The organism is Clostridium sp. LS (assembly GCF_002760435.1).
In the GTDB taxonomy this organism is placed as follows: domain Bacteria; phylum Bacillota; class Clostridia; order Clostridiales; family Clostridiaceae; genus Clostridium.
Map to the genome: position 1 here is coordinate 34222 of NZ_AUUU01000033.1, position 25814 is coordinate 60035.

Genomic DNA, 25814 nt, shown 5'->3' on the forward strand with positions numbered 1-25814 from the left:
TATCACTAAGAATAATCTGTACTCACTTGATATATAACTTATCAAATGACTTCCTATAAGTCAACTTCTTGACTTTTTTAGATTTTTTAATATATAATGTTATTAAAATTTTATATTAGCGATGATTAGGAGTATTAATAATAATTATATCTTTCAGAGAGCTGTTGGTTGCTGCAAAACAGTGTTATTTTATTATGAACTTGCCTATGAGCTTACTTGTAAAAGCAAGTACGGTAAACCCGTTAAAATATTGAGTGAGAAGAATTAATTTTTTTATTCTTCTAATTAAGAGTGGTACCACGGAAATTATGCTTTCGTCTCTTTGTATTTAGAGACGGAAGCCTTTTTTTTCAGTTAACAGTTTACAATTTACAGTTTACAGTTACGGATGAAAACTCCGTAGGAGTTTTCTTAAAATAAATAATAATGAACAAAGTCCCTTGGACTTTGTTCATTAACTGTGAACTGTAAACTGTGAACTGTAAACTGATTAAATTCACGTTTAGCGGGTCAAAATTATATTATAAAATTCCTAAGCAGTGATTCAGATAACATCTTACAATAGAAATCACATAGTGATTTCCTCCTGCAACTGTAAACTGTTAACTGTAAACTGTAAACTGATTAAATGGGAGGATAACAATGGCAAATTACGGAACTAAGATTGATGAAAAATGGCAAAAGATATGGGAGGAAAATGAAACCTATAAGTTTAATTCTGAAAATTTAGATAAGAAACTCTATACACTTGAAATGTTTTCTTATCCATCAGGTGCTCAACTTCATGCTGGTCACTGGTTTAACTATGGTCCAACTGATTCATGGGCAAGACTTAAAAGAATGCAAGGATACAATGTATTCCAACCAATGGGCTTCGATGCCTTTGGATTACCTGCTGAAAACTATGCTATAAAAACTGGAATACATCCACAAGATTCTACTTTAAAGAATATTGAAACAATGGAAAAGCAATTAAGATCTATGGGAGCTATGTTTAACTGGGAAAATGAAGTGGTTACTTGCCTTCCTGATTATTATAAATGGACTCAATGGTTATTCTTAAAACTTTACGAAAAAGGATTAGCTTATAGAAAGAAAGCTCCAGTAAACTGGTGTCCATCTTGTAACACAGTTTTAGCTAATGAACAAGTTGTTGATGGTGCTTGTGAAAGATGCAGTACTGAGGTTACAAAGAAAGATCTTACTCAATGGTTCTTCAAAATAACTGATTACGGCGATGAATTACTTGATAAATTAGATGATTTAGATTGGCCTGAAAAAACTAAGTCTATGCAAAAACACTGGATTGGAAGGTCTTATGGGGCTCAAGTTACTTTCAAAGTTAAAGATTCGGATTTAAAATTTGATGTATTTACAACAAGAGTTGATACTCTAAATGGTGTTACTTATGTAGTTTTAGCTCCTGAAAATAAATTAGTTGATGAGCTAACACTTCCTGAATATAAAGCAGCTGTTGAAGAATATAAAGAAGCTGCTGCAAAACAATCTGAAATTGAAAGACAATCAGTTTCAAAAGAAAAAACAGGAGTGTTCACAGGATCTTATGCTATAAATCCTATTAACGGAAAGGTAGTTCCTATTTGGATTTCTGATTATGTATTAGCTACTTATGGAACTGGATGCGTTATGGCCGTTCCTGCTCATGATGAAAGAGATTTTGCCTTTGCAACTAAATTTAATTTACCAATTGAAAGAGTTATAACTGATAAAGATAATACTGATCCAGAGCTTCCATATTGTGAATACGGAGTACTTGTTAATTCAGGAAAATTTGATGGCCTAACAACTGATGAAGCTAAAAAGAAAATTGTTGAAGAATTAGAAAAAGACAATTTAGGTGCGATGAAGGTAAACTTCAGATTGAGAGATTGGTTAGTTTCAAGACAAAGATACTGGGGTGCACCAATTCCAATTGTATACTGTGACGATTGTGGAATAGTTCCAGTACCTGAAAAAGATCTTCCAGTAAAATTACCTTATAATGTTGAATTTACTCCAGATGGTAAATCACCATTAGGTAAATGTGAAGAGTTTGTAAATACAACTTGTCCTCATTGTGGAAAACCTGCAAAGAGAGAAGCTGATACTTTAGATACTTTTGTATGTTCATCTTTTTACTATTTAAGATATGTAGACAATAAAAACGAAGATGCACCTTTTGACTCTGAAAAAGTCAACAAAATGCTTCCTGTAGATAAATACGTTGGTGGACCTGAACATGCATGTATGCATTTATTATATGCAAGATTTATAACAAAAGCTTTAAGAGATGCTGGATACTTAAACTTCGATGAACCATTCTTAAGCTTAACTCACCAAGGTTTAATCTTAGGGCCAGATGGACTTAAAATGAGTAAATCAAAAGGAAATACAATTTCTCCTGATGATTACATAAAAGAATATGGTGCTGATGTATTTAGAATGTATCTAATGTTTGGATTTGGGTACACTGAAGGTGGAGCATGGAGCGATGATGGAATTAAATCTGTAGGTAAATTCGTAGATAGAATTGAAAGAATCCTAGAAACTTGCAGAAACATAATAGCTTCAAATGAAAATATTAAGGATTCTATTGACTCAGCAGAAAAAGAATTAAACTTCTGGAAGCACACAGCTATAAAAGGTGTTACTGAAGATGGAGAAAAAATGCAATTTAATACTGCAATAGCAAGACTTATGGAGCTTACAAATGCAGTTAATAAGTATATTCAAGAAGAAGTTAAGAATCCAAAGTTCCTAAAGGAAACCATAACTGATTTCATAAAATTACTTGCACCATTCGCACCTCACTTTGCTGAAGAACAATGGAGCTTAATAGGAAATACTTCAACAATCTTTAATGAAAGATTACCAGAGTTCGATCCTTCTGCTTTAATTAAAGATGAAGTTGAAATTGCAATCCAAATCAATGGTAAGATAAAAGCTAAAATTATGGTAGCTTCAAACTTAGATGAAGAAGGTATAAAAGCTGCTTCTTTAGACAATCAAATAATTAAAGAAAATACTGAAGGCAAAAATATTGTTAAAGTAATTGTTATTAAAGGGAGACTTGTTAATATAGTTGTTAAATAAGAAAATTCCAACCTTTAGCACTTATAAGTGCTAAATTAAAAGTGATAAGTTAAAGAGGAAAAGCCAGAAGGCTTTTCCTAAAAATTTTAACTTATCATTTGCTTCCTACTCTATTCTTCTATTTGTTGGATATACGACTCTAATTCATTTTCTTTAAGAAATCCTTCTGATGCGCTTGCAGCTCCTATTTTATAGGAAGCAAAAACTATGGCTTTTTTGATAGCTTCATATGGATCATCACTTTTTGAGTAATAGTGAATAAAACAAGAAAATAAGGAATCCCCAGCACCAATTGTGTTTACTACTTCTCTGGTTTTTACTGTTTTATAACGCTTCATATCATTATCTCTTCTTACATATAGTAAGGCTCCTTCACTGCCAAGACCAACTACTATAATGCCGTTATTATATTTTTTAGCTATTTCTTTTACAAACTCTTCGACAGATCCCTTTATATTTTCATTGCTTAGAAATAATATATTAGCATATTCCATATAATCTGAATTGTATGCATCGTTTATATCTCTTAATACTTGAACATCACTTGCAATGATTTTATTATTATCCTTTGCTATTTTTAATAACTTTCTTGAAAAATTGATATTACATAAACAAACAATAGAACAATCTTCAATAACTTTTTTAAAAATTTCTTCATCATATGAAGAATCTTGTACTTCTTTTAAATCACAATAAATTTTCCTTTTTCCGCTTTTATCATATAAGACAACTGATTGCGGAGTTGACGAAAGATTTTCTGTAATATAATTAGTGCTAATTCCACAGCTCTCCAATTGATTTTTTACAATTGTTCCAGATGCATCTCTGCCAATCATGGAAAGTAGAACTACCTCATCACCTAAAGTTGTTAATGCTTTTCCTATATTAAGACCAACTCCCGAGGCCTTGGAATCGATACCAAAGAAAAGGAAATCAATTGGTGTATACTCGATTGGAAATGAATCTATTTTTACTGTGGTTTCTACATTAACCAAGCCTACAATTACTATCTTGTTCATTTAAAACCTCCTAAATCTTAGCTATAAAAAATAGCTGTATACATATACAACTATTTTAATTATATAAATCTCATTTGTAAACTGTAACCATTTATAATAATTAACTCCAATAATTAGATAGTTTTACAAAAACTAAAACTTAACTCTATAACAATTTAAGAATTAAACCTATACCCTGTTCCCCAAAGCGTCTCTATATATTCTGGATTTCCAGGGTCTTTCTCAATCTTCTTTCTTAATTTCTGTATATGAACTGCTACAGTAGCTGTATCTCCATAATATTCTTCTCCCCATATGTTATCAAATAATTGATCTTTAGTAAAAACTATATTAGGATTAGAAGCTAAAAATACAAGCAGCTCGTATTCTTTTGTGGTAAGAATAACTTCTTTACTATTTACAAAAACCTTATGGGAGTCTGTTCTTATCTCTAAAGACTTATGACTAAGAACACAATTTTGTATTTTCTTCCCAGACAGCCGTTCATATCTTATCATATGAGATTTTATTCTAGCCACCAATTCTGCTGGACTGAAGGGCTTAGTTAAATAATCATCTGCACCAAATCCTAAACCTTTTATCTTATCAATATCTTCACTTCTTGCTGATACGATTATTATAGGTATTTCATATTTATCTCTAACTTCTTTTACAATTGTATAGCCATCCTTACCGGGAAGCATTAAATCAACAATTATAAGGTCATATATGCCCATAAGTGCTTGTTTTAGTCCTTGAGCACCATCTTGAATTATTTCTACTTTATAACCATTTAATTGAAGATATTCCTTTTCTAATTCCGCAATATTAATATCGTCCTCAATAATCAATATTTGTTTCATATGATTTCTCCTTTTCATTTATTGGGATTTGTATAATAAAGCTGCTGCCTTCCCCTACAATACTATTTACATGAATTTTCCCCCCATGAGCTTCTATCATCTCTTTAGCTATTGCAAGCCCTAAACCAGTGCTCATTAAATCTTTTGTTCTTTCAGCATCTATGCGATAAAACCTATCAAATATATGAGGAAGTTTATCTTCAGGAATACCTGGTCCATTGTCTTTAACTTCAATACTAATATATGAATCATTATTGCCTAATTCAACCTCTATAGCCGGTTCTTTATGATTTCCATATTTCATTGCATTTCCTATAATATTTCTAATAACTTGATATATTCTTTTTCTATCTATATTAACTTCTAATTCTTTAAATAAATTATCTTGAAATTTAAATTTAACGCCTTTCTCTTTAAGCACAAAATCAAATTCTTCCATGAGATCCTCCATAAAAGGCTTAATTTTAATCCTTTCAAAATTAAAATCTAGTTTCTGCATATCCAACTTAGAAAATAAAAACAAATCATCTATAAGATTATTTATATATGTAGTATTGTTATAAATTACCTTTAAATAATTATTCACTTTATCTGGAGATGTAACAACACCATCAACTAAGGCTTCTATATATCCATTGATTGAGGTAATTGGCGTTTTTAAATCATGAGAAATATTCGCTATAAGATCTTTTCTATTTTCTTCGTATTCCTGTTTCATCTCATCAGCCTGCTTCAAAGTTTCAGCCATTTTATTAAAATCATATATTAATACGCCTATTTCGTTACACACATCATTATCTATTCTTACATCATAATTTCCTTTGGCAATTTGTTCAACACCATTTTTTAACTTTTCTAAAGGTTTCATAATTCGTTTTTCCATTCTCAAAGTAATGTATATATGTGAGGCCTGATGAATAATAAAAATTATTGCGAAAAATATAGTAATAGTCTGCACACCAACGAACTTGAAGATTAGAAAAAGTAAAAATAAACTTATTAATCCTCCTACAGGGCGTAACCATCTCAAATATCTATGAATTTTATTAAGTTCATTAATCTTTTTATGATGAATTTTATGATGTTCATGTTCTAATTCATGACGTATCTTATTAAATTCACAAAGTTTTTCAAAATACCTAAGATGTTCTTCATCAACTTTGTTATTAAAATGAATTTTTCTTTTAAGTTTTCTAATCTTAATCACCACCCTAAATTTAATTTTATCTATTATAGTAATTATAACATTAGATAATATATAATAATTTAGAAATTAGTTATATATAAAATTATTAAATATACATCTTGCTTTTAATTTATGTAATTTTTCTTATAAGAAAAGCCACCGCATTATGCGATAGCCTCTCATTAATTATCTTTGTTTACCAAACAAAATCCAACGTTCCATTAATGGTGTTTTCACCCTTAGCCGCAATTTCTACTTTCTCAATCTCATTATTTTTATTTGCATATATCTTCAATAAAGTATCACTTTTTTCCGAACATAATATTTCTTTTATAAACTCATGATGCTTATGAAAATCCTTATTTATTCCCTCATGCATTTGTTTGTGATATTCTAAAATCTTTTCATCATCAATTCCTTTGCGAAAATCTTTATGCATATCTTTTATTTCTTTTAGTACATCTTTTAAATCCAAAGATATAATGGATTTTTCATCTTTTTCTTCAACTTGTATATTATTTAATAGGTTCAATATAAATGTAATTTTTGAAAGACCAGCCTTTATTCCACAATTCTCATGTCCATGGCCATGGTGATGCATATGCATTCCTTTATGGAATTTATGGTGTGGACAATTCTTAATATTAAATTCTGAATTACTTTCGTGCTTTACTTTTTTTCCTTCAGCATCTAAATCTAAATTTAACTTAGCCTTTGTTTCTCCATTTTTAGTATTAGTTTCAAACTCGTTAGAGAACGATAATATCTTAACTTCTCCTTTAGCAGCTTCTAATTTTAAATTTCCTTTAAATATTTCTTTATCCTTCATTGTTTTAAACACATCGTATAATACTTTAATTTTATTCATTTATAACGCCTCCTAATATTTTTGCAAGGATATCTTAAAATGTTTCCTTGCTGTTATGAGTACATTATAAAATTCATCTTTAAAATTCCTTTAAAACAATTTTAAAAATTTTATAAACAATAATAAAATAATAGTAAAAATTATTACATACATTTTGTGGAGTACCTTTTACGGATTTTATACTACTATCAAACACAATTACAACTCTATTTTAGCTTCTTCTGCTACGAATATAATTTAGTTTTACAAGTTCATAAAAGACAGTAGTGTTTTTTTGATGAAAAACTTTCTACTGTCTTTTATGAATTTTACTATAAATATAATAATACTTAACAACTATAAGTATTAGATATGCCTAATGTCCTATCTGAACTTTCTGTTCTTATATTAATATTTCTTTTGAAAGTAAATTAATTATTTAGTTTATGCATAAACATCAATTTTTGTACTTGATACTACTGCATTGGAATTATAATTTGTAGTGCTATTATCAGAAGCTTTTGTTGAACTGTATGTTTTATCATCACTCTTAGCATTTTGAGCTTTTTGAGCCTTCTGAGCTTCTTGGGCTTTTGCTGTTTGTATTTCTGCCTGAACTGCTTGAATCTGAGACTGTATCTCTGCTGCTTTAGCTTGCTTTGTTTTTGTGTCTAAACTGGAATCAGAATTAACTTTTGCCAACTCCGATTGAAGACTTGATAATTGTGATTCAAGCGAGCTAACATCTGTACCAGCTGAGCTACTTGAACTGCTTGAAGCACTCGAGCTACTAGATGTACTTGAAGTCTTACTTGAAGCACTTGACTGCTTAAACGCATTACTTGATTGAGCAAGCGCACTACTAGATTGCTTAAATGCACTAGCCATTGTTGAATTAGTATTAATTGTCATAACATGTACCTCCAAAATATTTTTTATTTAAAATAGTCTCCTATAGTTTAACTTGGAGACTATTTCGAACCACATCTCCCTGATCGTCTCCCTAATTTTATATTATTTCAGGTAATACAAAGCCATCTAATAGATCTATTTTAATCATATTTGTTTAGTACATGCTTGACCCATTTAGATTTATTGCTTCTTCAAAGGCACTATTTATTGCATCTTCTTGGTCTTGTGTTATAGTTCCTGCTGATACTAAACTGTCCAATGGATCTGTTTGATCACTTGTAGTATCTGTATTCCAGCTTGGCCTATTTGCTTTCATTGCTTCCTCTAATGCACTTTTAATTGCATCCTCTTGGTCTTGAGTGATTGTTCCTGCTGATACTAAGCTATCTAATGGATCTGTTTGAGTGCTAGATGATGATTCATCTCCTCTTGGTCTATTTGCTTTCATCGCTTCCTCTAATGCACTTTCAATTGCGTCTTCTTGGTCTTGAGTGATTGTTCCTGCTGATACTAAACTATCTAATGGATTTGTTTGATTAGTATTGGAATTTCTTGCTGAATCCAAGGCACTCTTAAATGCATCCGCCTGATCTTGATTTATTGTCCCTGCTGATATTAAACTGCTTAATGGATTTTTATCTGCATCTACTCTCTGATTATGTCTTGGTCCACTTTCTTTCATAGCTTCTTGAAGTGCACTTTCTACTGCTGTTTCTTGGTCCTGTGTGATTGTTCCTGCTGATACTAAACTATCTAATGGATTTGTTTTTGTACTAACTTCTGAAACATCAATACTTGATTTACTTGCTTTTCTGGCTGAGTCCAATGTACTTTTAATTGAATCGGCTTGATCTTGTGTTATTGTTCCTGCAGATATTAAGCTTTCTAAAGGATTTTGAGGCTTAGTTCTGTTATTGTAAGTACCTGATGCTTGAATTTCTTTTCCTCTAGATTGAAACACACTTTGAACCGCATCAGCTTGATCTTGTGTTATTGTTCCTGCCTCTACTAGACTATCAAGAGGACTACTCCCCGATACATTTTGTGTAGATGTACCTAATGCTTGAAATGCTTGTTGACTAATTGTAACTGAATCATTTTCCTCTTGCCTTTTCTGTTGCTCTAATTTTGATTCTTGTAAAGCCTTTGCTGCTTGTATCCTTCTTTCTAGATACACTTCTAAATTGTTTTGATTACTACTTATTGTGTTCATGTATGATTCTCTCCTTTGACCTGCTTCCCTGCACTTATTTTCTCCTATATTAATATCTTCGGAATAATTATTTATAAAACTAACGTATCCCTGTGGCAACTTTGTGGCAATTTTGTGGCAGGTTTATCCTTTATTAAATTTTAAATTATCTTTCAATTTCTATGTGGTAAAATATATCTTGAGGTGAAGCAGTTTCATGAATAAGAAATTAATATACATTGCTGATGATGAGATTAATATTTGTAACATAATAAAATCTTTTCTCGTTAAGGAAGGTTTTGATGTAGAAATCTTTACAGATGGTAAATCTATTCTAGAAGCTTTTAATAAAAAACAAGCTGATATGCTTATATTAGATATAATGATGCCCGAGATAGATGGATATGCACTTTGCTCCTTAATAAGACTTAAAAGTTATGTTCCTATTATAATTGTATCTGCTAAAGATACAGAGTCAGATAAAATTACTGGTCTTAAATTAGGAGGCGATGATTATCTCACAAAACCATTTAGTCCTTTAGAACTCATAGCTAGAATTAACAGTATTTTTAGGAGAATGGATTTGGACAAGACTCCCTTAACTAGTTCTAAACTTATTAATATATTAGATGTTTCGATTAACTTTGATACTAAGCAAGCTGAAGTAAACGGTAAGGCTCTAAACCTTACCGTAATGGAATTATCTCTTCTCAGTTACCTTATAGAAAATAAAAATAGAGCTGTTAGTCGAAGCGAATTATTAGATAAAGTTTGGGGATTTGAAAATAAAGTAGAAACTAGAGCTACTGACGATATGATAAAAAGAATACGAAAAAAACTTTCTGATGCAAATTCCATATTAAAAATCGCCACAGTTTGGGGATTTGGTTTTACAATACATGATAAGTTGAATTTCCAAAATAATTAATACATGGATACACATTAAATTTTAATACATATAAAGACTGGATGGTGTTATGAAAAGAGATACAATAAAGTGGAGAATTTTTAAATATAATATTATTGTGATTATTATGCTGATTACATTAACTGCAATAATATTTAATGTTGCTGTGCATATGTACATAGAAAAAGATATAGTAGAACAACTAGATAGAGTAGCGCTAAATGCTGAACATACTGCACTTCAACACGGACCTGATTTTTTTCCTAGAAAACCAGAACCACCTCACCCTGATAATCCTAATAAGGACAGTCTTCCTGTGGATTTACAAGAAGACAATGATCCATACAGATACTATTTTATGTTAGATCGTTCGCTAAAAGAGCCATTTTCTTTACTAAATTCAGATTTTATTTTATTAGATAAAAATAGAAAACGGATTACTCCTATTCAAGAAAATCCCTCTTCGACTCATGTTGATCTTACAAAGCAGGTTGTTGATAAACTTGAAGAATTAAAAAATGCTACTGAACAATCAGAATTAAGACTTAATGTATCTGGCACAGAATACATAGCAATAGTAAAACCAGTGTCTGATAAGAATTCATTTGGTTTAGGGTGGATAATAATATATTCAAGTGTTGAAAAAATAAATCAACTTCAATATGCTATAAATTTCCTTCTTCTTTTAATACTTATTTTTTCAGCTTTAATTACTGTAATATTTTCTTCACGCGTTTCAAAAAAAATATCAGAACCTTTTTCACATCTTAACCAGTATATAAGTAATATATCAGAAAGAAATTTTGGAAATAAGGTTAATGTTCCAGTATATGATGAACTACGTGAATTTGTAAATAATATTAATGTTATGTCTGAAAAACTTGAGACATATGATAAAGCACAAAAAACCTTTTTGCAAAATGTATCTCATGAATTTAGGACTCCTCTTATGTCGATACAAAGCTATGCTGAAGGTATTAAATATGATGTTATTGATAGTGATAGTGCTGTTCCAGTCATACTTTCAGAAATTAAGCGCATGACTCATCTTGTAGAGGATTTGTTATATTTATCTCGTCTTGATGCAATCGAAGAAAATTATAACTATATGAATTTAAATTTCAATGAGCTTATAAGTAAATGTATAGTTAGCATGAATTTGTTAGCGGAAAAAAGTAATATTTGCCTTTTGACCGATCTTCCAAATGAAACAGTTGGAGTTTATGGTGATGAAGAAAAGCTTTCTAGAGCAATTACTAATATTATCAGCAATTGTATAAGATATGCACACAGTACTGTTTCAGTAGAATTAAAAATTATTAACAATACAAGAGTTCAGCTTAGAATATCTGATGATGGTCCTGGCTTTAAAAATAATGAACTTCCTAATATATTTGATAGATTTTATAAAGGATCAAAAGGAAACTTTGGACTTGGATTATCTATAAGTAAAAATGTAATTGAAAAACTAAATGGAATAATTACTGCTAAAAATTCAGATTCAGGTGCTTTATTTATAATTGAATTATACATAGACAAATCACATGTAGACTAGACTTATAAATATAACTAGCCGAAAGAAAGACTAACTATGTTGCTCGGTTACTAGAGAATAAGATTGAGGATTTCTAGCATTGGAAGTTGTACCCATTCTTGCATGCTCCTTAGATAAACTAAGGACAAGCAAGAATAGGACAACTTCCAATGAAGAAATCCTTCAATCCTATTCTCAATGCAACGCTGTGCAAAATAGTTAGTCTTTCTTTCTGGTATAGTATATATTTCTAAGTATAATTCAAATTTATAATGAGCATTGAACACATCATAAAAAAGCTATTTATTTTTCAAAATCCTTATACATTAAGCTTGGTTGGATTCCTGTGTTATTTTGATATTTTCCGCTGCTATATAAGTCGTATTCTCCATGAATATCGTGATAATAAATTTGGCATATTTCTACGTTAGGATATACTCTAATTGGCTGAACGCAAAAAATTTCTAATGTCCAATACCCAGAGAATCCAATATCACCAAAACCAGCTGTAACATGAATGAATAGCCCAAGCCTTCCTGTAGAAGAACGACCTTCAAGCATAGGCACAAATTTATCAGTGCTTGTAAATTCATTTGTTCTTCCTAAATATAATTTACCTGGCTCTAATAATAAGCCTTCTTCTTGAATTATTATTTTTCTTGTTGGATTTGGTGTTTTCATATCCAAAATATCATTTTCATAAATCAACAATTCATTATGCAAAGATAAATTATAGCTATTGGGATTAATTCTTTTCTCGTCAAATGGCTCAATTATTATATTACTACCAATATTCTTTAAGATTTCTTTTCCCGATAATATCATATATTTATCCCCCTTAGTATATAAATAAAATCTAATCTATAGTTCATTCTAAAGTAAAAGAGATTCACAGTACATTATTTAAGTACAAGATATCTTTTAATAAACCTACCCTCATTCGTTAATCTATGAATTTAAAATTTCCTTAAATTCTAATAATATTTTTTTTACCAGTTCCTCATCCAATGGTTTATAGCTTTCAATATACCTGGATGAATCAAGAGCTTCGTATGACTTTTTACTCATTGCAATCCAATTTTCAGGTATATACACCCATACAATATCCTCATACTTACAACTTAGTAAAAAATGTTCTAATCCCCAAAACGCGTATTCTTCAATTTCATGCAATTCATTAAAAAGCTTATAGTCTGCAACTACTTTTGAAGTTAACTTGTATTCATATATATCTACATAAAAAAAATCAAATTTTTCTCTTTGAACTTTAAATGCATCACCTTTTATAATTTTTATCTTTTTGTTATCCTTAAAAGTTTGATTATATAAACTTATTATTTCTTCACTAATTTCATACACAATAACTTCTTTAACGTTAGACTTTTTGGCAACTTCTTGAACTACATATCCAATTCCAAGACCGACTATTCCAACCTTGCCATGGGCAGAAGAAATAGCTCCATAAGAACTTTCTATCTCTTTTGGGGTAAGTTTCATTAGACAACTATCCTTTTTGTATAGTTGAATTACATCTATATTAAATTCTTCTTTATTTTCATACATATATCCTTCTAAATTTTGTATTTGTGTAGTATCTTTAACTATATAATAGTCACCACAGGTTCCTTGATTGATTATTTCATTGTATTTTTTCATCTCTTGGAACACAAATTTTTTATTATATGGTTTCATAGTTAATTCCCTTTCCTGCAATATTTAGCTTAAAATCTCCAATCGAAATTCCGTATTCACTAATAGCATTAATTAAATTACATGTATAATTTTACCATATAGTTTATTAAATTAATATATTTAATAAACTATAATATAATAGCACATTATTAGACATAATATAACTATTAATATAAACTTTTTATTTTAATCTATATATGCTATACTTACGTTAATGATTTAATCATAAATAAATATTTAATAAGGTAGGTGTTTATATGAAAAATGTTACTATAAGCGAAGATGCATATAATGAGTTCAAAGCTTTTTTAGAAGAAAATAAAATAACCGAATTTAATATTAGAATAAATTTGGCTGGTTATTCATGCAGCGGTCCAGTTTTCAATATATCCATTTCAGAAGCTACTGATGACGATGAAATTGAAAAAATAAATGATATTACATTTATGTTTGAAAAAAACTTATTGGAACAATTTGGCGGATTTATAATCCTTTCTTCTGAAGAAAATGAAGGCAATGGCTTAAGTTTAAAACCTGTTATTGAACCTGAAGGTGGATGTGGAGGCTCTTGTGCCGGATGCCACTAAAATCAAAAATTTTGAAATGTAGAATAAATCTATAGATATTTATTCTACATTTTTTATTTTAAACATAAACTTATTTCCTCAAAATTAAATACAAGCGGCCTCATATCCCTTTAAATATAAATTATTTATTTGTTCTGCTTTAAACTCGTATCTATTGCTTCTGTTTTCCATTGTAAATTCACATAATCATCACTTATATCATATATACCCTCTAGCATATCTATCCAATAATATTTACTTATTACTCTTTTTTCTTTATCTTCTCCTGTAATTCCCTTCAAGGTTTCTTCATTAAACTTATTAAAGTACTCATTTAACCTTGTTGAAATTTCATGCATGGATTCAAAAGATTGTAGCTCATCATTGTCTAGCTCCAATTTACTTTTATCATTTATCATTTGCTTATTTAATTTAGATAGTACATATTCTTTAATTTTTCCATGTATCTCATTTTCCATTACTTTATTTGTTTTTATTTTCTTTGAAAGTAATGGGATAGCATTCTGTGAATAAGATCCATATTGCTGCCAAAGCTCTATTATATCATTGCACATTGCATCATAGTTTTTATATAGCTTTAATAAATCTTCATTTTTTATATTTTTTTCTTCAACACCCTTTGATAATATATTCATATTACTTTCATTTCTTTGCTTAAAATCTTCTATATTAGTATAGGATTGTTCTCCTATTTTATACTTATAATTGCTCAATTTGAAGAATGCATATACATTAAAAAGTATGCTTATTATAAGAAGTACAGATAATAACATTATATAATCTATATTTTTTATTCTCTTAACCAAGAATATCCCCCCTATGCTTTAATTTATTTTAACACATAAGCTTATCTTTGCATATTTAAAGTTATAATTGCAGCAAAGGACTGATCTATACTTTGCAGATGAATAATTAATGATGAATAATGAATGATTGCGGTAGACATTGCTTTGCAATGTCCATGCAGTATTATAATCAAAAAGCTCCAAGCTTTTTTCCTTGATTATTCATCATTCACTATTCATCATTCATCCTCTCTTATCTCGCCCAATCATGTATAGCTTCATTAATCATTTTTAAGCCAATATTACCTTCGACAACTTCCTTTTCCTCAGTATTAATTCTCTTTATTTCCCCATAAGCATTTTTTAAAGATAAATCTTCATTTCCAGAAACTACCCATATTATTTTTTTATTAATTGGCTTTACCTCTAACTCTTTTTCCCCAACTCCATCAGTAAAGTATATTAATATGGCATCTCTTAAATTATTTTCCATAATATACTGAAACACAGGAGAAAATTTTGTTGAACCATTATTCTTACTTCTTTTACGTATGTCATTTTCATTTGTAAGCTTATACATGCTCCTAATTTCATTGTCACACTCTATAATTGTAATATTATTTTTAGTGATAGAAGTTATTGATAATATCTCTATTAATATTTTATGTATATCACCTTCTGTCATGCTAGCACTAATATCAATAGCTACAATAAGTTCAGTTTGATTTTTAGGTAATCTTCCTCTCAAATCTAACCTATCTGGCTGCCGTCTATCTCTTCTCGTTATGGTTTTCTTATATCCGGATTTTACGGTTGGCAAAATATTTTTTAAAACAGTTTGCCAAGGTATTTCAGCTGATTCCTTATATGATAAAATAATACTTTCCAATCCCTTAGGTGTATTTTTTGAATAAGAGCTTATTGCTGTTTTTTTAGTTAAATTCTGTATATCTTCTTCACTTAGCTCCATTTCTTCCCACAGATCATGAGCCTTAGTTATATCTATCTCATATTTCGAATCTTTGTCTACTTTATCATTTTTAATCCTTGATTTGATTGACTTATAAATCTCTTCTGCATACTGCTCGATACTCCTATTTTCTTCAAGGGATAATTTGTACTCCATATTTACAGCTTCGAGCCTTTTACTAAAGCCTGGTAAATCCTTTATATACTGATTAATTGAAATATCTAATGCAACATTTATAGCTTCCTTGCTAAATCTATTTTTTAATCTTCTTTCTCTTTCAAAATGTGAATTCATTATGTGATAGATTTCATGCTTTAGCAGCGCAGACATTTCTCTTTTGCTGCACATCAAGAATAAAAACGGATTAAAGTACATAGTAAAACCATCACGTTTTGGAATAGTTGCAATCGGAACAGTTAAATTAACGTTAATATCTCTTTTTACCCTAAGCATGAATTGTCCAAAAAAGACATCCTGAGTTTGGAGTAAATATAATATAACATCCTCAACTAGTTCAAAGAAACTTCTTTTATAATTATCATTAAATTTAACATTTTCCTCTAATGAATATGCCTCCTTCAAAAGCTGCTGTCTTTTTTCTTCAAAATCCATACTATCACCTTTCTTTTTGAAGTAATTCTTTTCGTATATACTTGCTGTTAATAAATAAATTCAGAAAACTAAATCATAGATGCCCACAAGAGGAAAGTTCAAGAAACCAAATCATAGATTTGGGTTCTATTTATAAGGAAACTCGACTCGCGTTCGCTCGCTGAGTAAGTGATTCACACCAAATCATAGATTTGGGTTCTCTACTTAAGGAAACTCGACTCGCATTCGCTCGCTGAGTAAGTTCGACTAACCAAATCATAGATTTGGAGTCTCACTTAAATATATTAAAAAATGCGTCTAGGAACTCATCGTTTTCTAGAAGATTTTCATATATTCCCTCTTTATAGTCTCGTTTAATTTCCTTCATTATTCCGAGTCTTAAATCTCTAGGATATAAATCTAGAAGCTCTGAAAATAAGTTAAAGTTTTTTTCTATCGGCATATTCTCCAAATATCGTAATGAATTTTTTGCTAATATGTATAACCTTGAATGATTCTCATTATTTACTTTTTCTTTTAAATCAAAATTTAAAATTTCGTTATTAAAAATATCTTCTATTTTTATTAGTGGTTTCTTTAAATTAATTAAAAAGCTCGCAAAGTCATTTGCAATATTAACTCCAACATTCCCTTTAACAACATTTAAAAATATGTCTAATGGATACTTATCTTTATTATTCATATATATTTCATATGATTTAGATATTCTTTCCCAGCTTCTTGGTGTAGGCTTTATAGTTTCTTCGGACTCTGGCATATGCAGATATTCTGGAAAGGTAGATAAGAATTCTATAATATGTTCATTAATATTTCCTGATTCGCTCATTCCCCATTTAATCCATTCTTTTATATCAGAATCAAGTTTCACCCAAACAAACCTATCTTCTTGAGCTGGATCCATATCTACAACATCATATTTACTATTGTTAAATCCATCATTTTTATTTGAAGGATTCATTGCTGCAATCACTCTAACCTTATCATTTAACATATATCCATTTATTTCTCTATTTAATATTAAGTTCATAAGTTCTTGAGCTACAGCATGGTCACATCTATTTAACTCATCTATAAATAGAATAACTCCTCTATTTTGATTTTCTTTTATGGCATGTTCGATTTCAACCAACTTACTATGCGTTGCATATATCGTAACCTTATTCTCAACAATAGGTAATCCTCCAATTTCTCCTTCTTTTAATAAATTAGCATCAATTGTAACTAGATAATATCCATTTTCCTTTGCTATCCGTTTAACTAATGAAGTTTTCCCTACTCCACTTTCTCCAATAATTAATGGCACCTCATTGGATGCAACTATCAAATCTACTGTATTTAAACATTCTGAATAATTCAATCTTTTCACCTCTCTCCTATATTGATAATTTATAATCCACTAATAATTTTTTAGCATTTTTACTTCCAAATTCTCTAATAAAATTAATTTTGTCCATTTCTAAAATCTCTAGTTCCAAAAAATCTTCAATATACTTTTTCTCAATATTCTCATCTTTCACTTTTTCTTTAAGCACTTCAACAACTATTTCTACATCAATACTCCCATAGATATACTTAACTACATTTATGTTTTCATAAATAAAAACCTTTATATCATCTAAGTCATAATTGGAAATATAATTTATTGCTTCCCCATTTAACTTTATAGCTTTAATTTTAGCTGATAAACTTGGATTCTTTATAAATCGAATGGCTGCATAATAGTTTTCAACAGCTGCAAGCTGGACTTTTTCTGAAGGATTCTCTATATATTTGATTGCATCATAATCTTTACCAACTGCTAAAAGTTGCAATTCTTCGCTAGGGTTACTTACGAATTGTATAGCCCAGCCTTTTGACTTTATAGCTTCTTCCATAATTTTTTCACTTGGGCTACTAATTAGCTCTAAAGAATTCCATAAACTTTTAACACACATAATTCCAACTTCTTCATCGACATTTTTAATATACTTTATACATAATGGGGTATTCTTAATAGCCTGTTTTTGAACTTCTTTGCTTGGGCTTTCAATATATTTAATATTGTTACCATTATTTTTAACAATAAATAACTGTAACTCTTCACTTGCTACATCCAATTCTCGAATATATTCAGGATTATTTTTTAACTTTAATAATAATTGTTCCATATCCATAATTTCTTCTTCACCTCGTATGTATAATATTACTTATTTAATATTAATTATTATATCTTATATTTTACTTTCATTCACTATAAATAATTTATCTTTATACTTTTGGAAAAATAAGAAGTGAAGATTCCTATAGGCAGAATCTTCACTTCTTACATTTTTATTGTTTAGTGATTTTTTTAGTTTGATATCCTCCACCATACTTCTTTTGGTGTCTCTTTATAAATAACGCTCATCGTCTAAGCCATATCCGATTTCTACCTCACCATTTTCATTAGGACTACCTTTAAAACAAATGCCACCAATTATTTTATTTTCTGTTACTAAGACTATTTGCTTTAACATGTACCACATAGAATTACTCATATCATTTAAAGCAGTTTGATAAAATCCATTAAAGAACTCTCTTTCATCCTGTGTTGACTTTCCACTGTTATTTAAACCTATCTTTTTATCAAAGTCCTCTTTTCCATTATCCTTTGTAAAAATCTCCATATCTGATAGCTCCAAATGTAAAATTCTTAATCTATTTGTTTTTGTTTCTATCAAATTAATAATCCTCTCTTAATATATAGGCCTGCATGGATCATTAATTAATTAATTGTTTGATACTTTGCATTTTTCCAATTCAATTAATCTTTTTAGAATATGCAGTACCTTTTAAATTAGATTTTTTCCTATACTTTTAATAGAATGAATAACTTTGATTGTTGTCATGTTCATCTACTCCTTTTAATTTGATATTAAATTTCATAGATTACCTACCAAGCATATCAGTAGGTTAATATATTAGTGAAATCTTATATATTAATTTATATCATGTTTTGTATTTAAATTCAAATATTTATAAATTAATACAGTTTATAGTCGCAAATTTAAAAAATTAAGATGTCACTCTATTCAAAAAATAATATATCTAATAATTGAAAATTTTATTGATAAAACTTACTGATGAAGTAATTCTCATCAGAATTATTTTTGCCCATAATCTGTTGTTGAGATCATGTATCTTGGATATAATTAATATTATAAGAATATAGGTAGGTAAATTATATGCCGATTAATGTAAAAAATGAGATTGAAAATATAATATAATGAAATAAATAAAACAGCTAATATTACTGCTGCATATTCATTTGAATCGTATGCATATGGAAACCCAAACGAAGATAGTGATCTAGACATTTTTATATTAACTAATGATAAAAGTAACAGAAAAATAGAAATAGTGAAAATACCTAGAAAAGCAATAAATAAAATTCAAAGTTTTCCAGTTGATTTAATTATATATTATGATATGAATTTAATGAAAGATCTAAACTTAACTGCACTATGGAGCATGAAATATTATTGAATAGGGTTAAACTTTATGAATAACATATAGCTTATATAAAATTAAGGTAATAAGTCCCAACTTGGGGTTTAATATTATAAATATTAACTTATTGGAGGGTATAATGTTTTCGTATGATAATATTCAAAGATTTAATGAAACTGAAATCAGGATATATAAGTTTATTGTCGATAATGGAGATAAAATTCCTTATATGACTGTTCGAGAATTAGCTGATTCTATTCAGGTATCAACATCAACGATACTTAGATTCTGTAATAAGTTAGAGTGTGACGGATATAAGGAGTTCAAAGAAAAGCTCAAGAAATATGTACATAGGATTCAGGAAATGGCACCGCAAAGTGATTTGACTGAGATATTAAACTACTTTAATAAAACCAACACTAATTCTTTTGAACAGAAAATAGAGCAAGGTGCAGGTTTCATTAGAAAAGCAGAAACAGTTATATTTTTAGGCTCTGGTTCATCGGGTGCACTTGCTAAATATGGGGCGAGATATTTCTCTAATTTGGGTAAATTTTCAATAGGATTAGACGATACTTTGTACCCAATTACAAAAGATATGAAAACTACAGTAGTAATTACGCTCTCAGTTTCAGGAGAAACAAAAGACGTTATAACTTTGATAAATCAATTTAAAATTAGTAAATGCAATATTTTGAGTATAACAAATCAAGCTAATTCTACTATTGCCCAAATATCAGATTGGAACATTTCATACAATATGAATATACATCATGCTAATGGTGGATACAATGCCACTACACAAGTACCGGTATTATTTTTAATAGAAGCATTGGCAAGAAGAATATGAATTTTGAAACATCTTGTTACTAGTTATGTAACAAGATGTTTTTTATACTATTAATAAAGCACAAGGAGGTATAATATGAAAACTGAATTAGAAAAATGTATGTCAGGGGAAATATATAACTGCCATAATGAAATTTTTTTAGAATTTAAAAATACAGCAAGAAAATTAGTTACACAATATAATAAACTTCCATATGACTATAAGTCAGAAAAAAGAGAAATTTTAGAGCATCTATTTGGCAGCATGGGTACTAACGTATCAGTAGGATCTCCATTTATATGTGATTATGGCTGCAATATTTATTTTGGTAGCAATGTATCTGTTAATATGAATTGTACTTTTGTAGACTGTAACAAAATAACTATTGGTAACAATGTATTAATTGCATCAAATGTACAAATTTATACTGCAGCTCACCCAGTAGAACTTAATGAAAGAGTATCACCTAATTGGAATCCAGAAAGTGGAGAATATTTCTGCCATACCTATGCACTTCCTGTTACTATAGGCGATGGATGCTGGATTGGGGGCGGCGTCATTGTTTTGCCTGGAGTTAATATAGGAAATGGGTGTGTTATTGGGGCAGGTAGTGTTGTAACAAAGGATATTCCTGAAAACTCTTTAGCAGTTGGAAACCCATGTCGAGTAATTCGAAAAATTAATGGAGCCTGCCAGCATGATTAAAATGGCAGCCTTTGATTTTGACGGAACAATAGCACACACAATCCCTATGTGTATTGAGGCATTAAAAAAAGCTGTAATACCTTATGCAGGACATAAACTCACTGAAAATGAAATTCTTGAAACCTTTGGATTAAATGAGACAGGGATGGTTAAAGCAGTTGTACAAGATAATTGGGAATTAGCTCTACAGGATTTCTATTTTTATTATGAGATAATGCATAGTAGCTGCACTGAACCATTTCCACTAATATGTGATTTAATCAAGTATTTAAAGGAGAAAAATGTTATTGTAGCTTTGATTACTGGAAAAGGACAAAAAAGTTGTGATATTTCTTTAAAAAGGTTAAGCATGGAAAATTATTTTAGTGAGATAATGGTAGGAGATGAAAAACATCTTAATAAAGCAGATTCTATTATAAAGTTGCTAAAAAAATATTATATTAAGGCTGATGAGTTTTATTATATAGGTGATGCACTTTCTGATGTAATGGCTTGTAGAAAAGCAGGGGTAACCTGTTTATCAGCAACATGGTCAGGTAATGTCGACTTAGAAAAACTGAAAAAAATTAATTCGACTTATATATTTGATAATATTGCTAGTCTAAAGATATTTTTAGAATCAAAACTTTGATTCTAAGCTTAGACTTTGATAAGTTATAAGTTAAGGATAAAGCTAAAAGCGAAAGTTCTGCTAACCAAATGTAAAATTTGTGGCATTCACTTTTCCCCTTAGCTAATCTGAAAGAAGATTATTTTTGAAAAGCCCATGGCTTTTCTTCCTTAACTTATCACTTTAAATTTATAACTAATTCATATAAGACTTAATCTATAAGCAATAAATTTATTTATTGTGTGCCTATATAGAGTTTTTATTCTCTATATTTTTCAATTTCTTTTTTAACAGAAAAAAGTAAGCTATTTAATTCCCAAACTTCCCCGTCTTCTATTAGCTTATTTAAAGCCTTTTGATAACGTGATGCCTCAACCTCTTTGCCTAATGAAATTAGGGTTAATAGTGAATTCATTATGTTCGAAATCAGATGAGACTTAACTTCAAATAATTTTTGAGCATCTTTAATTTCATCTTTAATCTCCAACATTTCTTCATCTAATCTAAATGCAGCATCTGCAGATCTTTTTAGTTTTTCCTTTAATTGTTCTGGTATATGTTGCTTATATTTATAATTTAAGGAATGCTCAATTGTTGCCCAAAAATTCATGGCTAGTGTCCTTATTTGAAACTCTGCTAAAATTTCAACTAATCCTTCTGCCATATTTACAGGATATTTTATTATCATATGATAACTTCTATAACCACTTTCCTTAACATTTCTTACATAATCCTTCTCATAAAGAATCTGCATATCTTTACGCCCTCTAAGTATATCTACTACTGTATCTATATCATCAACAAATTGGCACATTATTCTTATACCAGCAATATCTTCAAGTTCATATTTAATTCTATCTATAGGAATTTCAAATTTATTTGCTTTTTCCAGCATACTTGAAACTTCTTTAACTCTTCCGGTTACAAATTCTATAGGTGAGTATTCATTTTTTCTTCTATATTCTTTTCTGATTGATTTCAGTTTAACTTTCAATTCATCTACCGCTTGTTCGTAAGGCATTAAAAATACCTTCCAATCACTTATCGCCATAATTACCACCCTTTAATAACATCATTCCTCAATATAGTCCTTATCTATTATATCAAAAACTTCAAAATTAGTGTAATTAATAATATATAAAGTATTTAAAAAATTTTTATAACCTATTTATGAATTTACTTAATATGATATAATTTATATATATATTATAAATAAATTTTAAAATCAGTGTACTTTTGATGAGGTGACTATAATGAACGATACCGATATATTAAACCATTTGTTTGATAAACAAACTATTTGTCCTGTTTGTGATTCACATTTCAAAGCCAAAACTGTAAAATCTAAGTCACCAAGAATTATTTCCAAGGATTCAGATTTTTTCATTAGATATTCAGTTATAAATCCATATTTTTATGATGTTGTAATATGTAATTCTTGTGGCTATGCTGCAATGAAATCAGATTTTGAAAAGATTAAATCTCATAAAAAAGAACTTGTGCTTAGCAATGTGACTCCAAAATGGAAACCAAGAGAATATCCACCTATTTTAGATGAAAAATTAGCAATTGAGCGCTATAAATTAGCCTTACTAAATTCGGTACTTATTAATCTTCCGGATAGTACAAAAGCTATGATTTCATTAAAAATTGCCTGGATGTATAGATTACTAAATAATACTGAACAAGAAAATGTATTTTTAAAACAAGCCCTTGAAGGTTTTAATAGTGCTTATATTAATGAAATTTTTCCTATGTATGGATTGCAAAGGGATTCCTTAATGTATTTACTTGGTGAATTAAATAGAAAACTAGGTATCAATCAAGATGCATTATTATGGTTCTCTAAGACTATCGTAAGTACGAACTCTTCTCTAAGAATCAAGGAAATGGCTAGAGTTGGCAAAGATTTGATTAAAAATTCAAATCTTTAAAATATACTTTATTTTTCAATAGGGGGATTTATATTATGGGGATTTTCAAAAACAAAAAAATTACAGAAACTAAAACTACACCAATTTCACAAAGTGAAAATAATACTATAAATCAAAATCAAAAGGATTTAAGTAAAATTAATGATTTAAAAGATAAGGTTGGCGCAATAGATAATTCTATTAAAGACATTAGCTCATCTGTTTCATCATTAGTATCTTCTACCGAATCTCAAAATAGAGAAATACGTAATGTTAAAAGCACATTATCTAACTTCCGCTCAAATATGGAAGACTTAGCGATTAATATTACTAATGTTCATATTAAAGTATTAGATACAGATAAATTAGCAGATAATGGTCTAAATACAATTAGTCATTTAGATACATCATTAACTGATCTTGAAGATGCATTCACAGTGTCAACTTCAACAGTAAATGCATTAGTATCTAAATTAGAATCTGTAAATAGTATAACGGATTCCATTAGTCAGATAGCAAGTCAAACTAATCTTTTATCATTGAATGCTGCAATAGAAGCTGCTAGAGCTGGGGAGGCTGGTAAAGGCTTTTCTGTTGTTGCTGGAGAAGTTAGAAAACTCGCTGAAAATTCAAAACTAGCTGTTCAAAGCATAACTAGTATTTTAGAGGAAATAAAAGTGGATATTTTAAAAGCATCTAATGCTATGAATTCTGGTAATTCGGCTTTAACTACTCAACATAATTCATTAGAAGAAGCAAAAAGTAGCTTTTCTAGCATAAAGTCTTCGATTGAGGATGCAACAGATGAAATTAATATATGTATAGAAAACTTAACTACCGCTTCAGACGCAAAAGATACCGTTATTTCAACAGTTGATAATATAAGCGTTGCTTTTGAAGAACATGAAGCTTTATCTAAAGAAATTGCTTCTGACCTTCATACTCAAGAAAAGGCTATAGAAAAGATTGGTAATGAAATAAACAATTTATTATAATATAAAGCTTATTTACTCTATAATAAAAAAGCTATCTAGTTAAAATGATAGCTTTTTTACTTTATAACTATGTGTCAATTGCAATAAAAGCATCTAATTTATTCTTCAATAGATATCTTATAGATGCAATTAAATTCTTTTCCTATTTCTAATGAAATGATTCCTTCCTTTTCCTTAAAGTCTCCATTAAAATCACCATAATCTGCATGTCCAAACCAAGGTTCAATACAAACAAATGGTGCTCCTTTAGCAGGTGCCCATATTCCCAAATATGGAAAACCATCAAATTCTACACTTAATGATTTATTATTATTTCTAGATTTAATTGTTATCTTATTGGATTTTAAATCATTAAAAACTAATGCATCATTCTTAAAAACTTCTTTTTTTAGTTCAATGATATCACTATTAATTAAATATTCCTTTTTATTATGTGTGAAATATACATTTTCATCAAAACACATAATTGAACTATTTTCTACTTTATTAAACTTAAGATAATAATCTTCTAATGCTTCCCCTTTTTCAATAGGACACATAAATGCCGGATGAGCACCTAGTGAAAAATAAATCTCTTTATCATCAAAATTAATAACTTTATAGCCTACCACTATACTATTGTCTTCAAGAGTATATGTAATTTGTAAAGAAAATTTATAAGGATATACTTCAAGAGTCTTATCTGAATACTTTAACTCAAAAGCCACGTGATCATTATCTTTTGAAAGTAATGTAAATTCTGATATTCTTGCGAATCCATGAGATGGTAATTGGTATTCCTTATCTTCAATCCTATACTTAGAATTATTCAATTGCCCTATAATTGGAAATAAGTGTGGTGAATGATATTTCCAATACTCTGGGTTGCCATTCCAAAGATATTCTGTTTCTTCTTTTTTACCAGTAATAGAATGTAATTCACCACCATCAGTACTCGCTGTAATTCTAACTCTTTCATTTTCTAAACAATAAATCATAGAATTTCACTCCAAATCTTATTTAGGCACATGAAAAAAAATAATAGACCAAAGATGCGACGCATATTTCGTGTCAGACAAGAAAGTAAATTCTGCTCATAGCGGGCCTATTAGCTGAATTTGCTGACGCAGTATGACG

Annotated in this window: 24 protein-coding genes and 1 other annotated feature; of the genes, 9 read left to right on the forward strand and 15 right to left on the reverse strand. The window is 29.2% G+C overall.

Going from position 1 to position 25814, the window contains the following annotated elements:
- Nucleotides 1-112: 112 nt before the first annotated feature.
- Nucleotides 113-325, forward strand: a binding site (T-box leader).
- Nucleotides 326-642: 317 nt separating this feature from the next.
- Nucleotides 643-3093 (forward strand): leucine--tRNA ligase, encoded by a 2451-nt coding sequence (gene leuS, locus COL3_RS08715; RefSeq protein ID WP_008421721.1) that lies wholly within the window; start codon nt 643-645, stop codon nt 3091-3093.
- A gap of 110 nt (nt 3094-3203) precedes the next feature.
- Here leuS and COL3_RS08720 read toward each other — a convergent pair whose 3' ends face one another.
- From COL3_RS08720 to COL3_RS08745, 6 genes are all read right to left on the reverse strand, one after another.
- Entirely contained in the window at nt 3204-4112 is a 909-nt protein-coding gene (locus COL3_RS08720; protein ID WP_008421719.1) for a carbohydrate kinase family protein, read from the reverse strand.
- Nucleotides 4113-4267: 155 nt separating this feature from the next.
- Nucleotides 4268-4954, reverse strand: a complete 687-nt coding sequence (locus COL3_RS08725) for a response regulator transcription factor (protein ID WP_008421717.1) — start codon at nt 4952-4954, stop codon at nt 4268-4270.
- The gene (locus COL3_RS08730; RefSeq protein WP_008421715.1) at nt 4932-6161 is read right to left on the reverse strand and encodes a HAMP domain-containing sensor histidine kinase; all 1230 of its coding nucleotides are present in this window, start codon (nt 6159-6161) and stop codon (nt 4932-4934) included. The genes COL3_RS08725 and COL3_RS08730 overlap by 23 nt, the downstream gene beginning before the upstream one ends.
- A 175-nt stretch (nt 6162-6336) precedes the next feature.
- Nucleotides 6337-7008 (reverse strand): hypothetical protein, encoded by a 672-nt coding sequence (locus tag COL3_RS08735; protein WP_008421714.1) that lies wholly within the window; start codon nt 7006-7008, stop codon nt 6337-6339.
- A gap of 423 nt (nt 7009-7431) precedes the next feature.
- Nucleotides 7432-7899: a FlxA-like family protein gene (locus COL3_RS08740; RefSeq protein WP_008421713.1), complete on the reverse strand. Its 468-nt coding sequence runs from the start codon at nt 7897-7899 to the stop codon at nt 7432-7434.
- A 154-nt stretch (nt 7900-8053) separates the two neighbouring features.
- Nucleotides 8054-9112, reverse strand: a complete 1059-nt coding sequence (locus COL3_RS08745; protein ID WP_008421712.1) for a hypothetical protein — start codon at nt 9110-9112, stop codon at nt 8054-8056.
- Nucleotides 9113-9308: 196 nt separating this feature from the next.
- Between COL3_RS08745 and COL3_RS08750 the strand changes: the two genes are divergently transcribed.
- Both COL3_RS08750 and COL3_RS08755 read left to right on the forward strand, forming a co-directional pair.
- Complete coding sequence (locus COL3_RS08750) at nt 9309-10019, forward strand: response regulator transcription factor (RefSeq protein WP_008421710.1); 711 nt, start codon at nt 9309-9311, stop codon at nt 10017-10019.
- A gap of 49 nt (nt 10020-10068) precedes the next feature.
- Nucleotides 10069-11553, forward strand: coding sequence for a HAMP domain-containing sensor histidine kinase (locus COL3_RS08755; protein WP_008421709.1), 1485 nt, complete (start codon nt 10069-10071; stop codon nt 11551-11553).
- A 282-nt stretch (nt 11554-11835) separates the two neighbouring features.
- Here the strand turns inward: COL3_RS08755 and dcd are convergent, their stop codons facing one another.
- Nucleotides 11836-12357 (reverse strand): dCTP deaminase, encoded by a 522-nt coding sequence (dcd, locus tag COL3_RS08760; RefSeq protein ID WP_008421708.1) that lies wholly within the window; start codon nt 12355-12357, stop codon nt 11836-11838.
- A 123-nt stretch (nt 12358-12480) separates the two neighbouring features.
- Nucleotides 12481-13224, reverse strand: a complete 744-nt coding sequence (locus COL3_RS08765) for a hypothetical protein (RefSeq protein ID WP_008421707.1) — start codon at nt 13222-13224, stop codon at nt 12481-12483.
- Nucleotides 13225-13481: 257 nt separating this feature from the next.
- Here COL3_RS08765 and COL3_RS08770 point away from each other — a divergent pair, with 257 nt between their 5' ends.
- On the forward strand, nt 13482-13811 hold the full coding sequence (locus tag COL3_RS08770; RefSeq protein WP_008421706.1) for a HesB-like protein: 330 nt from the start codon (nt 13482-13484) through the stop codon (nt 13809-13811).
- 125 nt (nt 13812-13936) lie between these two features.
- On the opposite strand, the gene COL3_RS08775 is transcribed toward COL3_RS08770, so the two are convergent.
- The 5 genes from COL3_RS08775 to COL3_RS08795 all read right to left on the reverse strand — a co-directional run bounded on the left by COL3_RS08775 (nt 13937) and on the right by COL3_RS08795 (nt 18877).
- A complete protein-coding gene (locus tag COL3_RS08775; protein ID WP_008421705.1) occupies nt 13937-14617 on the reverse strand; it encodes a hypothetical protein in 681 nt (226 codons plus the stop codon).
- Nucleotides 14618-14849: 232 nt separating this feature from the next.
- Nucleotides 14850-16178 (reverse strand): VWA-like domain-containing protein, encoded by a 1329-nt coding sequence (locus COL3_RS08780; RefSeq protein WP_008421704.1) that lies wholly within the window; start codon nt 16176-16178, stop codon nt 14850-14852.
- A 271-nt stretch (nt 16179-16449) separates the two neighbouring features.
- Complete coding sequence (locus COL3_RS08785; protein WP_008421703.1) at nt 16450-17535, reverse strand: AAA family ATPase; 1086 nt, start codon at nt 17533-17535, stop codon at nt 16450-16452.
- 16 nt (nt 17536-17551) lie between these two features.
- The gene (locus COL3_RS08790) at nt 17552-18331 is read right to left on the reverse strand and encodes a hypothetical protein (RefSeq protein WP_008421701.1); all 780 of its coding nucleotides are present in this window, start codon (nt 18329-18331) and stop codon (nt 17552-17554) included.
- Nucleotides 18332-18547: 216 nt separating this feature from the next.
- Nucleotides 18548-18877: a hypothetical protein gene (locus COL3_RS08795; RefSeq protein WP_008421699.1), complete on the reverse strand. Its 330-nt coding sequence runs from the start codon at nt 18875-18877 to the stop codon at nt 18548-18550.
- A 908-nt stretch (nt 18878-19785) separates the two neighbouring features.
- On the opposite strand from COL3_RS08795, the gene COL3_RS08805 reads away from it, so the two are divergent.
- From COL3_RS08805 to COL3_RS08815, 3 genes are all read left to right on the forward strand, one after another.
- Nucleotides 19786-20496: a MurR/RpiR family transcriptional regulator gene (locus COL3_RS08805; RefSeq protein ID WP_099716600.1), complete on the forward strand. Its 711-nt coding sequence runs from the start codon at nt 19786-19788 to the stop codon at nt 20494-20496.
- Between the two features lie 75 nt (nt 20497-20571).
- Nucleotides 20572-21180 (forward strand): sugar O-acetyltransferase, encoded by a 609-nt coding sequence (locus COL3_RS08810; RefSeq protein WP_008421695.1) that lies wholly within the window; start codon nt 20572-20574, stop codon nt 21178-21180.
- Nucleotides 21173-21811: an HAD-IA family hydrolase gene (locus COL3_RS08815; protein ID WP_008421693.1), complete on the forward strand. Its 639-nt coding sequence runs from the start codon at nt 21173-21175 to the stop codon at nt 21809-21811. The genes COL3_RS08810 and COL3_RS08815 overlap by 8 nt, the downstream gene beginning before the upstream one ends.
- Nucleotides 21812-22049: 238 nt before the next feature.
- On the opposite strand, the gene COL3_RS08820 is transcribed toward COL3_RS08815, so the two are convergent.
- Complete coding sequence (locus COL3_RS08820; RefSeq protein ID WP_008421692.1) at nt 22050-22841, reverse strand: GTP pyrophosphokinase family protein; 792 nt, start codon at nt 22839-22841, stop codon at nt 22050-22052.
- 202 nt (nt 22842-23043) lie between these two features.
- Between COL3_RS08820 and COL3_RS08825 the strand changes: the two genes are divergently transcribed.
- Together COL3_RS08825 and COL3_RS08830 are read left to right on the forward strand one after the other, a co-directional pair.
- Entirely contained in the window at nt 23044-23724 is a 681-nt protein-coding gene (locus COL3_RS08825; RefSeq protein WP_008421689.1) for a DUF2225 domain-containing protein, read from the forward strand.
- A gap of 35 nt (nt 23725-23759) precedes the next feature.
- Nucleotides 23760-24698, forward strand: coding sequence for a methyl-accepting chemotaxis protein (locus tag COL3_RS08830; RefSeq protein ID WP_008421687.1), 939 nt, complete (start codon nt 23760-23762; stop codon nt 24696-24698).
- Between the two features lie 98 nt (nt 24699-24796).
- Here the strand turns inward: COL3_RS08830 and COL3_RS08835 are convergent, their stop codons facing one another.
- Nucleotides 24797-25675: an aldose 1-epimerase family protein gene (locus COL3_RS08835; protein WP_008421686.1), complete on the reverse strand. Its 879-nt coding sequence runs from the start codon at nt 25673-25675 to the stop codon at nt 24797-24799.
- Nucleotides 25676-25814: the final 139 nt, after the last annotated feature.

What these genes read in the sequence shown, in the direction of transcription:
- COL3_RS08815 (WP_008421693.1), top strand. Translation starts at nt 21,173, where the DNA reads ATGATTAAAATGGCAGCCTTTGATTTTGACGGAACAATAGCACACACA.
- leuS (WP_008421721.1), top strand. Translation starts at nt 643, where the DNA reads ATGGCAAATTACGGAACTAAGATTGATGAAAAATGGCAAAAGATATGG.
- COL3_RS08765 (WP_008421707.1), bottom strand. Translation starts at nt 13,224, where the DNA reads ATGAAACCATATAATAAAAAATTTGTGTTCCAAGAGATGAAAAAATAC.
- COL3_RS08755 (WP_008421709.1), top strand. Translation starts at nt 10,069, where the DNA reads ATGAAAAGAGATACAATAAAGTGGAGAATTTTTAAATATAATATTATT.
- COL3_RS08830 (WP_008421687.1), top strand. Translation starts at nt 23,760, where the DNA reads ATGGGGATTTTCAAAAACAAAAAAATTACAGAAACTAAAACTACACCA.
- COL3_RS08740 (WP_008421713.1), bottom strand. Translation starts at nt 7,899, where the DNA reads ATGACAATTAATACTAATTCAACAATGGCTAGTGCATTTAAGCAATCT.
- COL3_RS08810 (WP_008421695.1), top strand. Translation starts at nt 20,572, where the DNA reads ATGAAAACTGAATTAGAAAAATGTATGTCAGGGGAAATATATAACTGC.
- COL3_RS08835 (WP_008421686.1), bottom strand. Translation starts at nt 25,675, where the DNA reads ATGATTTATTGTTTAGAAAATGAAAGAGTTAGAATTACAGCGAGTACT.
- dcd (WP_008421708.1), bottom strand. Translation starts at nt 12,357, where the DNA reads ATGATATTATCGGGAAAAGAAATCTTAAAGAATATTGGTAGTAATATA.
- COL3_RS08725 (WP_008421717.1), bottom strand. Translation starts at nt 4,954, where the DNA reads ATGAAACAAATATTGATTATTGAGGACGATATTAATATTGCGGAATTA.
- COL3_RS08745 (WP_008421712.1), bottom strand. Translation starts at nt 9,112, where the DNA reads ATGAACACAATAAGTAGTAATCAAAACAATTTAGAAGTGTATCTAGAA.
- COL3_RS08805 (WP_099716600.1), top strand. Translation starts at nt 19,786, where the DNA reads ATGTTTTCGTATGATAATATTCAAAGATTTAATGAAACTGAAATCAGG.
- COL3_RS08790 (WP_008421701.1), bottom strand. Translation starts at nt 18,331, where the DNA reads ATGGATATGGAACAATTATTATTAAAGTTAAAAAATAATCCTGAATAT.
- COL3_RS08750 (WP_008421710.1), top strand. Translation starts at nt 9,309, where the DNA reads ATGAATAAGAAATTAATATACATTGCTGATGATGAGATTAATATTTGT.
- COL3_RS08735 (WP_008421714.1), bottom strand. Translation starts at nt 7,008, where the DNA reads ATGAATAAAATTAAAGTATTATACGATGTGTTTAAAACAATGAAGGAT.
- COL3_RS08820 (WP_008421692.1), bottom strand. Translation starts at nt 22,841, where the DNA reads ATGGCGATAAGTGATTGGAAGGTATTTTTAATGCCTTACGAACAAGCG.
- COL3_RS08720 (WP_008421719.1), bottom strand. Translation starts at nt 4,112, where the DNA reads ATGAACAAGATAGTAATTGTAGGCTTGGTTAATGTAGAAACCACAGTA.
- COL3_RS08825 (WP_008421689.1), top strand. Translation starts at nt 23,044, where the DNA reads ATGAACGATACCGATATATTAAACCATTTGTTTGATAAACAAACTATT.
- COL3_RS08780 (WP_008421704.1), bottom strand. Translation starts at nt 16,178, where the DNA reads ATGGATTTTGAAGAAAAAAGACAGCAGCTTTTGAAGGAGGCATATTCA.
- COL3_RS08770 (WP_008421706.1), top strand. Translation starts at nt 13,482, where the DNA reads ATGAAAAATGTTACTATAAGCGAAGATGCATATAATGAGTTCAAAGCT.